This window comes from Flammeovirga sp. MY04 (genome assembly GCF_001682195.2).
In the GTDB taxonomy this organism is placed as follows: domain Bacteria; phylum Bacteroidota; class Bacteroidia; order Cytophagales; family Flammeovirgaceae; genus Flammeovirga; species Flammeovirga yaeyamensis.
The window spans coordinates 1071417-1085510 of sequence record NZ_CP003561.2 but is presented as its reverse complement, the minus strand read 5'-3'; the positions used below and the strand labels follow the sequence as shown (position 1 = coordinate 1085510).

At 33.2% G+C, this 14094-nt stretch carries 11 protein-coding genes; 9 read left to right on the top strand and 2 right to left on the bottom strand.

Features of this window, described 5'->3' with window-relative positions; all coding sequences use genetic code 11:
• The first annotated feature begins 15 nt into the window (after nucleotides 1-15).
• On the top strand, nucleotides 16-1128 hold the full coding sequence (locus tag MY04_RS24315; RefSeq protein WP_066215161.1) for a DNA alkylation repair protein: 1113 nt from the start codon (nucleotides 16-18) through the stop codon (nucleotides 1126-1128).
• 59 nt (nucleotides 1129-1187) lie between these two features.
• Here MY04_RS24315 and MY04_RS24310 read toward each other — a convergent pair whose 3' ends face one another.
• Nucleotides 1188-1820, bottom strand: coding sequence for a class I SAM-dependent methyltransferase (locus MY04_RS24310; RefSeq protein ID WP_066215159.1), 633 nt, complete (start codon nucleotides 1818-1820; stop codon nucleotides 1188-1190).
• A gap of 74 nt (nucleotides 1821-1894) precedes the next feature.
• Between MY04_RS24310 and MY04_RS24305 the strand changes: the two genes are divergently transcribed.
• Entirely contained in the window at nucleotides 1895-4090 is a 2196-nt protein-coding gene (locus MY04_RS24305; RefSeq protein WP_066215157.1) for a sulfatase-like hydrolase/transferase, read from the top strand.
• 32 nt (nucleotides 4091-4122) lie between these two features.
• Here MY04_RS24305 and MY04_RS24300 read toward each other — a convergent pair whose 3' ends face one another.
• On the bottom strand, nucleotides 4123-4683 hold the full coding sequence (locus tag MY04_RS24300; protein WP_158297894.1) for a DUF695 domain-containing protein: 561 nt from the start codon (nucleotides 4681-4683) through the stop codon (nucleotides 4123-4125).
• Between the two features lie 356 nt (nucleotides 4684-5039).
• Here MY04_RS24300 and MY04_RS24295 point away from each other — a divergent pair, with 356 nt between their 5' ends.
• From MY04_RS24295 to MY04_RS24265, 7 genes are all read left to right on the top strand, one after another.
• Nucleotides 5040-5915, top strand: coding sequence for a DUF808 domain-containing protein (locus MY04_RS24295; protein ID WP_066216774.1), 876 nt, complete (start codon nucleotides 5040-5042; stop codon nucleotides 5913-5915).
• Nucleotides 5916-6021: 106 nt separating this feature from the next.
• Nucleotides 6022-6264, top strand: a complete 243-nt coding sequence (locus MY04_RS24290) for an AbrB/MazE/SpoVT family DNA-binding domain-containing protein (RefSeq protein WP_066215154.1) — start codon at nucleotides 6022-6024, stop codon at nucleotides 6262-6264.
• Nucleotides 6258-6578 carry a type II toxin-antitoxin system PemK/MazF family toxin gene (locus MY04_RS24285; protein WP_066215152.1) on the top strand — a complete coding sequence of 107 codons (321 nt, stop codon included), beginning with the start codon at nucleotides 6258-6260 and terminating at the stop codon, nucleotides 6576-6578. Before MY04_RS24290 ends, MY04_RS24285 begins: the two co-directional genes overlap by 7 nt.
• A gap of 177 nt (nucleotides 6579-6755) precedes the next feature.
• Nucleotides 6756-8273 carry a T9SS type A sorting domain-containing protein gene (locus tag MY04_RS24280; protein ID WP_158297893.1) on the top strand — a complete coding sequence of 506 codons (1518 nt, stop codon included), beginning with the start codon at nucleotides 6756-6758 and terminating at the stop codon, nucleotides 8271-8273.
• Between the two features lie 150 nt (nucleotides 8274-8423).
• Complete coding sequence (locus MY04_RS24275; protein WP_066215146.1) at nucleotides 8424-9266, top strand: SDR family oxidoreductase; 843 nt, start codon at nucleotides 8424-8426, stop codon at nucleotides 9264-9266.
• Between the two features lie 218 nt (nucleotides 9267-9484).
• Nucleotides 9485-11734: a GH92 family glycosyl hydrolase gene (locus tag MY04_RS24270; RefSeq protein WP_066215144.1), complete on the top strand. Its 2250-nt coding sequence runs from the start codon at nucleotides 9485-9487 to the stop codon at nucleotides 11732-11734.
• Nucleotides 11735-11821: 87 nt separating this feature from the next.
• Entirely contained in the window at nucleotides 11822-14089 is a 2268-nt protein-coding gene (locus MY04_RS24265) for a GH92 family glycosyl hydrolase (RefSeq protein ID WP_066215142.1), read from the top strand.
• Nucleotides 14090-14094 lie beyond the last annotated feature (5 nt).

Below are 14094 nucleotides of genomic sequence, written 5' to 3'. Positions count from 1 at the left end.
TTTTATTTTTAGCCCATGGCAGATTTACTTAAAAATATTTTTTCTAAAGCGCTAGTAGAATTAATTGCTGATGCAGTGGATAACGTTACAATTGATTTCTCAAAAGATAAGTTTCTTTCTAAAGTTTTTGATAAGGAATGGGACAAAAGAGAACTAAAGCAACGTACATCTCATGTTACTGATATTATCATCACTTATTTATCAGAGGATTTTAAAATTTGTGCTAAACAAGTGATGGATATGGGAGACTATTTTATTGATCATAATATCTATCAATTTAAAAATGGAACCTTGGCACTCTTATTCCTTCCAGATATTATTGAGAAACAAGGAATTGATTTCTTAGAAGAAAGTGTGATTGCTTTCAAAAAAATTACTCCTTTAATTTCTTGTGAGTTTGGTGTACGACCATTTTTTATCCGATATCCAAAAGAAATGATGTCGGTGGTGCTTAAATGGGCAAAAGATGAAGACGAACATGTGAGAAGGCTGGCATCAGAAGGTTCAAGACCAAGATTACCTTGGGGTATTGCACTACAAGCGTATAAAAAGAACCCCGATCCTTTAAAAGAATTATTAGAAACACTAAAGAACGATCCATCAGAATATGTAAGAAGGAGTGTAGCTAATAATTTGAATGATATCTCTAAAGATCATCCTGAGTGGGTAATTGATATTGCAAATAATTGGATAGGTAAAACAGCTGAAACAGATTGGATTGTAAAACATGCTTGCCGTACTCTTTTGAAAGAGGGTAGATCTGATGTAATGGAGATTTTTGGTTATTCTTCACCGAAACATTTTAAAATATCAAATTTTGATGTCGTTACAGAAAGTGTTGAAATTGGTGATGCTTTGACATTTCATTTTGAACTCAATCATTTGAATGAAGCACAAGGTAAAGTGAGGTTAGAATATGGTATTTATTATTTAAAGAAAAACGGTAATCATAATCGGAAAGTGTTTAAGATTTCTGAGAAAGAAATGGATGGCAAAACCAACTTAGTCATCAAAAGAAATCAACCCTTTAAAGTGATTACAACAAGGACTTTTTATACAGGAGAACATTTCGTGAGTATCATTATCAATGGTAAAGAAATGCAGAAAAAATCATTCTGTTTGATATGAAATTTTTCGTCTTGAACGGACGTAGCACTGCTACGTCCACACACATAATCTAGGATAAGTCAATTTCCTGTATATTGTAATACAAAAGAAACTAATCTAGGTAGAACTGTTTTATCATCGTCATCAAACCATTCATCCAATTCAATTAATTGAAAATGATGCTGTTTTGCAGAAAAAATAAATTCAGAAATATGATGAGTATATACTTCTAGTTCTTCAGTTCCTTTATCTGTTTCATACCTTGCTTTAGTCCCGCTATATTGTTTAAAAGGATGTAACTCACAGATAAAAAACAGACCATCTTTTTTAATTTTTTCTGAGGCTAATTTGAAAATATGATCAAGGTTTTTGATATGTTCTAAAACTAGATTTGTAGTGACTAAATCAGCATAATTATCAGCTACAGGCCAATCTTGGTTTAAATCGACTTTATTAAACGTGACATTCTGATCTCTTACCTTAACTTTAGCAAGTTCCATCATTTCTTCAGAAAAATCAAAAGCAGTTACTTCAGAAGCATTTTTAATTAGCCACTCAGTATTCTTACCTGTGCCACAACCTAATTCTAAAACAGTATCAAAAGAATATTTTGATAACTTCTTTTGGGTAACAATTTTATCTAAATCTCGAGTTTTATTACTATTTGTGTCGTATTGTTTTGACCAAATATTATAGGCTTTTTCGATACTCATTTATCTTGGGTTTTAGGAATATAAAAGAATTACTATAAATTTATATAATAAAATTTTTTGTGAACGATTTTTTTATGATTGATTTAATAAATCATTTAGGTGGCAGAACCAATACAGTTTTATTTCTTTTGATGATTTTATCCTTTTTTATTTTATCATCATTTATAAAAAATAAGTCTCTTAAAGTAATTTGGTCAATAACTAGTAGTTCAATATTAACACTACAGTTTTTTTCTTTGTATGCTACCCAAAGATTTATTGGTTATCAGTTTTATCTTCATTGCGAAATTAAAGGATTAATTGGGGTTGGAGGTTTGTTTTGGAAACAAATCATTTTAGGAGTTACTTTTTTTCTTATTAATACTGTAGTCTTATACTTATCAGATAGAATTTTTAATAATCACAGAATAACAAAATTATTACTGCTATTTATTAGCTTGGGTATTTTAATAGGTCAAGGAAAACTTATTGAAGATATAAGAACACTCAGCCAAATAGTATTTTTATATGATGATACAAATTTCGAAGAGGTATTAAATAAATACAACTTTTCTGATTATACCACACCAAAAAAAATTAAAGCAACAGCAGGAAAAAATGTAATCATCATTTCTATTGAATCTATGGAAAGGGGAATATTTTCTAATAAGTTTGATAGTATAGCTAAAAATTTGCATCAACTAAAAAAAGACTGGAATTATATAGATATTCAACAGAATACCGGGAGTTCTTGGACTAGTGGATCTTTGTATACTTTCATGACGGGTTTTCCTGCTTTTTTTGGTATGGAAAAAAATGAAGTTTTTAAAAATGCATATCACTCAAATATATCTAGTCTAGGTAGTGTTTTCTCAACTTGTAACTATAATACTACAACTGTTATTGGCAGTGGTGATTTTTCCGGAACGTCAGAAATGTTGAATTGTTTTCATATCAATAAGATAATTGACTATTCTAATACTAGTGATAAAGGAACAAGATCAGTTTTTGGTTTGAAAGATAAGGATGTATTTGATGAAGCTAAAGTTGAGGTAGATCGTCTATCAAAATTAAAAGAGCCATATTCATTAATCATTTCGACTACGGATACACATTTTCCAGGAGGTATTTATGATAATAGAATGGAGGGGTATGTTCCAAAAGGTTTATTCAAAATGGAATATTCAATGGCATCACTAGATTATCTTTTAAATGATTTTTTAATGCATTTGAAAAATAATGGTGTTCTTGAAAACACGAGTATTTTTATTTTTCCAGATCATTTAAAAATGGGAGATCCTGGAATATTTGAAAAAACAGGGGAAAGAGGTTTATATTTAATATCAAATGAAGATCTATCACAATTTGAGGATCAAAACCTATATCAAATTGATTTGCCAAAAATAATTTTAGCTTCTGCTCATATTAAGCATAACCTTCTTTTTTTAACTGATTTTATTGAAGGTGACAAAGAAGAGTATATTCGAAATCATATTTATGAACTCACTGAAATAAATACTAAAGGGATTTTAAATCCAAGAGTTAAAAAATTTGATCCTCAAGCTATTTCAAAAGATTATGAAAAATATAAAATAGATAGATCAAAGTTTATTGCTCAAGCAGGAGGAGTTATTGATAAAGAAAATTACACAAATAGCTTAGAAGCATTAAATAATAGTTATAAGAAAGGATTCAGATTTTTTGAATTAGATTTTTCTCAAACCAAAGATAAACATATCGTTGCAGCACATTCTTGGAAAGCTTTCCATTATTTTTTAGGGGATAATAAGGCAGATGCTTTTAATTATAAAGACTTTATTTCATCTAAAATATATGGAAAATACTCACCACTTGATATGAATTTAATTAATCAATGGTTTGCCAAACATACCGATGCTGTTTTGATGACAGATAACCCAATATCACCAAAAAAACTTATTAATTTATTCGTTGATAATCAAAGATTAATGCTTAAAGTCTTTAATATGAATGATCTTGATGAAGCATTAAAACTAAATTTCAGAACTGTTATACCACACTTTGATCTAATAAACGAAATGAATGAAAAACAGATCAAAGAGTATGTCGATAAAGGAGTACAATATTATACCATGGAATACTATAATTCTGTAGATCAAAATGAACAAATCAACTATTACAGTTCATTAGGATTACAGCCCATTTGTTATGGGTTAGATTTATCATCATATAATGTCGATTTTTATGTAAAGTATCATATGGATAATATCAAAGCGTTCCTAATAGATGATTACAATTTTGAAAAAAAATAGACTATCCATCTATAAGAATAGTCTATTTATGATTAGAGTTTAATTAAGGAATCTAACTTTGAGATAGCATCATTTAATCGCTTATTTAGAATTATAGAATACTGTTGATCTGTTGGAAATAATATGCCAAAATAGTTTCTCCATAATGGGTCTTTTTGGAGCTCTGTACTATAGTTATAATTCCCATATTCACTCATAATTTCATTAATCCGTTCTTCAATTCTAAAATATGTGTCTACATAGAAATAGAAGTGCCTTTCACCATTTTCAGTTAATCGACCTGCATAAGTGATATCATAAAGTTGCCATAACTCTTCTGATAGACTTTCCTCTATTTCAAATAGAGTTTCATTTTCTCTTTGTGATGCTAAACCGTTGGCTTTTGGTGATAACATCTCTATAGAGATCTTAAGCATGTTTTCTTGATGTAATAAAGGAGCTACTTTTTTTAACCCTAAATCTACATAAATACCCTTTTCCGGGTTAGTGCCGATTAAGAAATAAGACTCCCAATCAGCTTGGTAAACATAAGTTGTTTTAGTAGTAGTTGCTTGCTTTTTAGGTTTACCAAAAATAAAATTCATTAGTCCCATCTGCATATATTTTATAGAACCGTAAATGATTTAAAACGAAAGAGAACCACAGATTAAATAAGGTCTTGATTTTCGTACAGATGATAACGATAACCAACAATTTTAGTTGTGTTTTTTCTTTATTTTTTCATCAAATTTTTTGGTAATTTTAATTCCCTTATAAAATCTGTCTAGATGAGAGAATTATGCTTTTCATTTCCATCTAAATATTATTATTTTTATCAGAAAGGAGTAAATACAAAATCAAAAACTATTATAAATTGAAGAGAGTGAGATGAATGAAATTTTTCATTTGTCAAATTGAATTTTGTGATATAAATTTAACTTCTATTCATTGTAAAACAAACTTTAAAACTATGGCTTCTGGATTTTTTGCATTACTCGACGACATTGCTGTAATCATGGATGATGTGGCGGTAACTACCAAAGTGGCTACCCAAAAAGCAGGTGGAATATTAGGGGATGATTTGGCTGTAACGGCAGAGAAAGCCTCTGGATTTAAATCTTCTAGAGAGATCCCTGTGTTATGGGCCATCTGTAAAGGGTCATTTATTAATAAATTGATTATACTTCCTTTAGCCTTTTTACTAAGTGCTTTTTTACCTTGGTCTATCGTTCCCATATTAGTATTGGGAGGAATTTACTTGGCTTTCGAAGGAGCGGAAAAGGTATATCATTACTTCTTTGATAGTGGACATGCAAAAGCGGCAGAAGCTAAAATGAATCGCTCAGAAGAAGAGCAAGCAGCTCACGAAAAACAAAAAATTAAATCCGCTATTATCGTAGATTTTATTCTATCTGTCGAAATCGTAATTGTAGCCTTAAGTGCTGTAATTGATGAAGATATTTCAGTACAAATTGCTTCCGTATCATTAGCAGCAGTTATTGCAACTTTAGGTGTATATGGCTTAGTGGCTATCATTGTAAGAATGGATGACTTTGGTATAAAATTGATAGAATCAGCCAAGGGAAAAGATAACCTAGTATCAAAATTTGGGTTATTATTGGTCAATGCTCTCCCTTGGGTAATCAAAAGTTTATCGGTAATAGGTACTTTAGCCATGTTGTTAGTTGCAGGTGGAATTTTTGTACATAACATTCATCAAATACACGATGCATTGCATGCTGTACCTTCAATTATCGCTGAGTTTTTAGTGGGTAGTGTGGTAGGAGCTGTTGCTTTGATTATAGTGAAAGTGGTGGAAAGTACTGTGAAGAGGAAAGCCGTATAAATAAATTAAACTTGATATTTAATAGGGTTATTAGCTTTATTTATTTGTCTGATTTTTAAAAGTTTACAAAATGTAATAACTTTGTAATTACATTAATGCATTTCAAATGGAAGCTAAGATAATACAAGTAGGTAACTCTAAGGGAATTAGATTAAGTAAGACGATTTTAGAGAAATATAATATTTCAGATAAAGTAAAATTAATTTTAAAAGAAGATTCTATAGTTATTACTCCAATAACTTCGCCAAGACAAGGTTGGTCTGAGGCCTTTAAATCTTTATCAGAAGATAATGCTGAAGAGCCATTAATTGATGATTTTTTTGATGATGAACAAAATGAAGAATGGTAGAACAATATAGAATTGTACTTGTAAATTTAGATCCAACTCAGGGTACAGAAATTAAAAAAACTAGACCGTGCGTTATTATATCACCTAGTGAGATGAATAATAATATTCAAAGAGTCATCGTAGCTCCAATGACATCTAATACTAAAAATTACCCATTTAGAGTTAAGTCATCGCATAATGGACGTGAGGGAATGATATGCCTTGATCAAATTCGTACTATTGATCAATCTAGAATAGTTAAGAAATTTGATATGATATCAAATAATGAAATATCCGAAATCAAAAAGATATTAAAGAGTATGTTGGTGGATTAATATTATTTCAGCCAACATATTCAAAAAAATCCCCCAAACCACTCACAAAAAACTAGACAACACTAAATTCATCCACTTCTGATCAAAATACATAACAATTAATCATCACTTATTCTCTAATTTTGTTTCATACTTTTTTTATAAACTCAGCAGACTTCTTTGAAATAGAATTATTAAATGAAATTATTACCGCTCTTATTCTTGACTTTTTTGATGTGTAATATTACTTATGCTCAAAATAAAAAAACAGCTTCTACAAAAAGTAGTGCGACTCTTCGTTTAGAACAATATGCACAGGCTGGAAATTGTGATGTGAACATTCCAAACAATCCAGAATGGAATATTGCTTTTAATCGTTATGATCTTCAAGGTGATTTAGCACCAAATAATTATTATACTAGACGAGACCCTAGCTCAGTCATAAAAGTAGAAGGGAAGTATTATGTTTGGTACTCCTACAGTCTAACAGATGCACCTGGCAAGGAAGCCCCTTGGGATTACAACGATTTATATTATGCAACTTCTACTGATGGATGGACTTGGGAGGAACAAGGTTTAGCTGTTGGTCGTGGTCCAGAAGGATCATTTGATCATCGATCGGCATTTACTACAGAAATTTTTTATCACGAGAAGAAATTCTATTTAGTATATCAAGCCGCCAAAGATCTTGAAGGAATTTACGATAAGAACACTATCGCCATGGCGTATGCCGATTCTCCTGATGGACCATGGACAAAAGTACCGGAACCTTTAGTAGCTCCTACAACAGATGCAGATGGACCTTTTTTTGATGACAATGCTGTTCATGATCCTTGTATTCTTCATTTTAATGATAAATTCTACTTGTATTATAAAGGCGAAGGATCTGAAGAACCTATTTGTGGTGTTGGTGTATGGGGACTGAACAAACAAGTGAAATGGGGAGTCGCTATTGCAGATAATCCTACAGGTCCTTATGTGAAGTCACCTCAAAATCCAATAACAAATACAGGACATGAAGTTTGTGTTTGGAATTCTGAAAATGGAGTAGCATTAATGTTGCATCAAGATGGTCCTGAATACGGTACTATTCAGTACGCAGAAGATGGGGTGAACTTTGAAATTAAAGGAAAAGTAAACGATTTTGTGTTACAAGATTATTCTTCTGATTATCCAGAGGCAGCAGGATTGTATCGTCCAGTTACAGATGATAAATCGCCTGTTACTGGAGTATCTTGGGGGATATGTCATACTTTAACTAGGTCAGGTGGTAAATTTTGGATGTACCTTCGTCGTTTCGAAAGCAAAGATAAATCGATTATTGTCGATGATTCGGATAATGAAGGCATTGTTTTAACAGATGAAACTCCAGAACAACCTGTAGAGCCAGAAGAGCCGGAACCAGAACCAGAGGAGCCTTCAGAACCTGAAGTTCCAGGTGATGGTGAAACTCCTACATCAATTGGAAAAACATCTTCACCTTTATTAAATGTTTATCCCAATCCCGTGGATCAATCATTGTATTTGGATGGTATCATAGCTGGTATTTATGATTTTGAAATTCGTTCTATTGTAGGTCAAATAGTCAAACAAAATCGATACGATACCGACAATAAAATGATCAATGTGTCTAATCTTACATCAGGGTTATATTTTCTTTCCATGATGAATCAAACAACAAATGATTTTTATAAATCATCTTTTCTAAAGAATTAGAAATTGATGATAGCAAAATAAATAAGAGGGTACTTTATCAAGTGATATGGTACCCTTAATTTTTATCAAAAAAATTAGTTGAAATAATTACTTGTTTTATTATCATTTGATTAACTTAAATAATCAATCACCCATAAAACAATTTATTAAATGAAATTTGCAGTTACTACAGCAAGTGGAAACCTTGGTTCATCCATTATCAAACACCTAAAAACTGTAAAAGACAATGCTAATATTATTGGTATTGCTAGAACACCCGAAAAAGCAGCTTTTCTAGACGTTGAAATAAGAAAAGGAGATTACAACAGTAAAGATCAATTTATGGAAGCCTTAAAAGGAGTAGATGTATTGATCCTGATATCAGGAATGGATCATCCTGACAAAAGAATTGGTCAACATAGAAATGTTATTGAGGCAGCCAAAGAGAATGGAGTGAAAAAAATTGTCTACACCAGTATTATGGGCTTTGAAAAAGGGACAGGTTTTAGCCCTGTTGTCTCAAGTAATAGACAAACGGAAGAGGATATTAGAAACTCGGGAATGCAATGGGCCATCGGTAGAAATGGTATTTATATTGAACCGGATGTAGAATATATTGAAACGTATAAAAATGAGGGCAAAATAGTAAATTCAGCAGGAGAAGGGAAATGTGGTTATACAACTAGAGCTGAATTAGCTGAAGCTTATTTCAATTTAGCCATAAAAGAAGAATTCAATGGCAAAACGGTAAATTTATTTGGACCAAAAATTACTCAAAAGGAATTGGCTGATGGATTAAATAAAGTATTTGGTCTTCAATTGGATTATGAAGCTGTTTCTGTAGAAGATTATACAAATGCGAGAATCAAAGCTTTAGGTGATTTCTTGGGTTCTGTTATTGGAGGGATCTATGAGGGCATCAACAAAGGAGCATTTGATGAAGAAAGTCAGTTTGAGGAAGTAACAGGAAGGCCACACATATCTTTAGTAGAAATGATTGAAAGTATTAAGTAAGACCAATTATAATTAATCAAAAATGAGTGGAATTCAGTAGAATGTTGTGTTTTAAGTTTTTTTCACGCAAATAGTTGTTAAGCTACTTTGATTAAGTGAGTGTTTTACCCTTATTGCTCGACATAAATACGAAAAGAATTACTATACTGAGTTTTAAATTAGTTAAATAAATAATACTCAGCGTACTACAACTGTAACCGATTGAAAATTAAATAGAAATGAACTTGAGGAAATTCTACTCTTTTGTGGTTGCCTGCTTGTTTGCTTTTTCAGCTCAAGCGCAAGATTATACTAAATACGTAAACCCATTTATCGGAACGACGAATTACGGTGCAACAAATCCAGGAGCAATTGCTCCAAGAGGTATGGTGTCTGTGGTTCCATTCAATACTTCTGGAGGAGATACTAGCTTCGAAAAAGATAGTGGTTGGTTATCCCAAGTATATGAATACACCAATACATTTTTCACCGGATTTTCACATGTTAATTTAAGTGGTGTTGGGTGTCCTGATTTGGGTGCCGTTATTGTAATGCCTACAACTGGTGATGTAAATATTCATCCATTACAATACGGTTCTTCGCTATCAGATCAGAAAGCACAAGCGGGATTATACGAAGCCCATATCGATAAATATAACGTAGACGCTAAGGTAACTGCTACTCAAAGAGCAGGTATTTCTAAATTTTCATTCCCTGCTGGAAAAGCAAATTTACTTTTAAATCTTGGTCAGGCGCTTTCAAACGAAAGTGGAGCCATGGTTAAAGTGGTGAACAATCAAGAGATTGAAGGAATGAGAATGGTTGGGTCGTTTTGTTATAACAATCCGAAAACGATCTATCCAGTTTACTTCGTGATGAAGGTAAATAAGAAAGCAGATAAAACAGCCGTATGGCAACAACATAAATACAACGATGGTCCTGAAGCTGCTTGGATGGAAGCATACAACGGTCAGCAAAGAATTATCGAAGATGCGTATTACCCAATTATTGGTGACTCTCTAGGAACAATATTCTCTTATGAATTTGCTGAACCAACAGAATTAGAAGTAAAAGTAGGTATTTCATATGTTAGTATCGAAAACGCTAGAAAAAACCTAGAAGCAGAAATCTCTAATGTGCCTTTTGATGAAGTGGCAAAAAGAGCAAAAGAAAGATGGAATGATGTGTTATCAACTATAGAGGTTGATGGTGGAACAGACGACGAAAAGACGGTTTTCTACACGGCATTATATCACACTATGATTCACCCTAACATTATGAGTGATATCAATGGTGAATATCCTGAAGCAAAAACAAGAAGAACAAAACATACCGATGGAGATAGATATACTATATTCTCGTTATGGGATACTTATAGAAACCTTCATCAGTTAATGACTTTAGCTTATCCTGAACAGCAGTTGAATATGGTGAATACCATGTTGGATATTTATGATGAAACAGGATGGTTACCTAAATGGGAATTAAATGGCACCGAAACATTTACTATGGTAGGTGATCCTGCAGCAATTGTAGTGGCTGATACTTATCTAAGAGGTTTGGATCAATTTGATGAAAATAAGGCATTTGAGGCCATCATGAAATCGGCTTATCCAGTAGAAGGCGGCAACCCAGTTCGTCCATGTATCGATTCTTATATCAAACATAATTACGTACCAGTGGATGATGAATTGGAAGATAAGCTTTGGGCATCAGTATCTACCTCTCAAGAGTATTATGTAGCTGATTTTGGTATCGCACAATTCGCCAAAGCATTAGGTAAAGACGATAAATACAAAGAGTTTTCTGAAAGAGCAGACGGTTATAAAAAGCTATTAGATCCAGATACAAAGTTCTTAAGACCAAGATATGCTGATGGTTCATGGTATGCTGATTTTGATCCAAATGCTGGAGCTAACTTCACTCACAACGTTGGGTATGCAGAAGGTAATGCTTACCAATATAATTTGATGGTAGCTCAAGACATGCCAGGTTTAATCAAGTCATTCGGTAGTAAGAAAGTGTTCATTAATCGTTTAGACGAAATCTTTGATACTGACCAATTTGATATGGCTAACGAACCGGATATGAACTACCCTTTCATTTATAACTATATCAAAGGTCAGGAACATAGAGCCACAGAAAGAGTACACGAATTAAGAAAGAAATATTTTACTACTAAACCAGATGGTATTGCAGGTAACGACGATACAGGTACAATGTCTGCATGGGTAGTATTTTCTATGATGGGTATTTACCCAGATGCTCCAGCGGTTCCTCATTATACCATCACTGTTCCAGAATTTGATGAAGTAACAATTCATTTAGATAAAAAATTCTGGGATAATGATCAGTTAGTGATTAAGAAAACGGGAGGAAAAACCAACAAGATCAAATCAATTAAAGTAGATGGTAAAACTCTAAAAGGGTATTTCATCTCTCACAAAGATCTTGTTGCAGCCAAAACATTAGAAATAATCACTTACTAATCATAGGTGGAATTTGAGGTGATATAAAGGTATTTGTTTGTACGGACGTTGCATTGCAACGTCCTCCAAACCATCAGAGATAAAAATATGAAAAACATTAAATATATCGTTGGACTTTTATCCGTATTATTCATCGGATGCCAAGAAAAGCCAACACAAAAAACAACTGAAAAAGAAGCCATTGATTATGTTGATCCGTTTATTGGAACAGGTGGTATCGTCCACACATTCCCAGGAGCAACAACACCATTCTCTATGATTCAGTTATCACCTGATGGGGATAACACTGGTTGGAATTGGTGTTCAGGATATCATTATTCTGATACCAACTTGAAAGGATTTAGCCATACCCACTTAAGTGGAACAGGTTGGTCAGGTTTAGGTGATATTGCAATCATGCCTACAACAGGAGAGATTAAACCTCAAGCGGGTAGCAAAGAAAATCCTGATGAAGGATGGAGATCAAGATTCTCTCATGAGGATGAAACGGCGACTCCGGGTTATTATCAAGTGAAATTAACCGACTATAATGTCAATGCAGAATTGACAACGGGTAAAAGAGTAGGTTTTCACAAATATACTTTCCCAGAATCAATGGAATCTCACATAGTATTTGATCCAACAAATAAGATTTTTGAGCAAGTATTAAATACATCCATCACGGTAGTATCACCAACTGAAATCGAAGGCTTTTGTCAGTCGAACGGATGGGGAGGTAACAGACACGTTTACTTTGTAGCTAAATTATCTAGACCTTTCGATTCTTTCAATATTTATAAAGATCAAGAAAGAACAAAAACTTCTTCAGAGGAAGGAAAGAATGTAGTTGGTTTTGCGAACTTCAAAACTGTTGAAGGTGAGCAAATCGAATTGAAAGTCGCTATTTCTGCTGTATCTGTTGAAGGTGCTAGAAAGAACTTAGCCTCAGAAGGACAACAATCTTTTGATCAAGCTATAGCCAATGCTAAAAACGAATGGACGGAAGTATTGGACAAGTTTGAAGTAAAAGGTGGAACTGAAGAGCAAAAGAAAATTTTCTATACGGGTGTATATCATAACTTCATCGCTCCAAACTTATCGATGGATGTGGATGGACAATATGTTGCTTTAGGAAAAACTATGAAAGCAGAAGGATTTACTAACTATTCTTCTTTCTCTGTATGGGATACGTTTAGAGCTACAAAACCATTGATCAGTTTCTTGGCGCCAAATTATTCCACTGATTTTGCTAATTCATTAATCAGTCGTTACTCAGATGCAAAAGATCATTTACCTCTTTGGGAACTTTGTGGAGTGGATAATACATGTATGATTGGTTATCCTTCTGTACCGGTAATCTATGATGCGATTATCAAAAAGACAGGTAATATTGATGAAAAGATGGCACTAGCCGCTATGGATGATATCGCACATACCAATAAAGTCTCTAGTTCTGATGGAGACGGTGGTTTGGATGAGTATATCAAATTAGGTTATGTACCTGCTGAAATTCCAAAGAACGTATCTAAAACACTAGAATATGCTTATGAAGATTGGGTAATTGCTCAGTTAGCAAAAAAGCAAGGAGATGAAAAGAAATACAAAGAGTACATGAAACGCTCTGAAAATTATAAAAACCTTTTCAACCCAGAAAGAAACATGTTCTGGCCTAAGAAAGCCAATGGAGAATGGTTCGGTGATATTGAAATGGACCAATGGGAGCCATTGCAAAAACACTGGATTTCTGGTAACCTTTGGGCGTATGAGTATTTTGTACCTCATGCTATGAAAGACTTTATCGAGTTAAAAGGTGGACAAGAAGCCTTCCAAAAAGACTTGGATAAACTATTCACAGAAGAATTAAATATGAAAGGTGAGGAGCACGTTGACATCTCTGGCTTTGTAGGTGGATATGCTCATGGTGACGAGCCAGGTCATGCCAACCCATATTTATATAATTATGTTGGTCAACCTTGGAAGTCACAGGCAATGATTCGTCGTTTAATGGACGAAATGTATTCTGATAAACCTGATGGAATGATCAATAACGAAGACTGTGGTCAGATGTCAGCTTGGTACATTTTCTCGGCAATGGGCTTCTATCCAGTATGTCCTGGAGATGAAAGATATGTTATTGGTTCTCCATTATTCGATGAAGTTTCAATGAAGCTAGCGAACGGAAATACTTTGAAAGTAGTCGCTGAGAATCAATCGGAGAAAAACGTATATGTACAATCAGTCACCTTAAATGGTAAAGAAATAAAAGACGCATTTATTACACAATCACAAATAGAAGATGGTGGAACACTTCATTTTGTCATGGGCGATCAGCCAAACACAGAATGGGGAGCGAACCCTTCTAAACTACTTAACTAAACAAC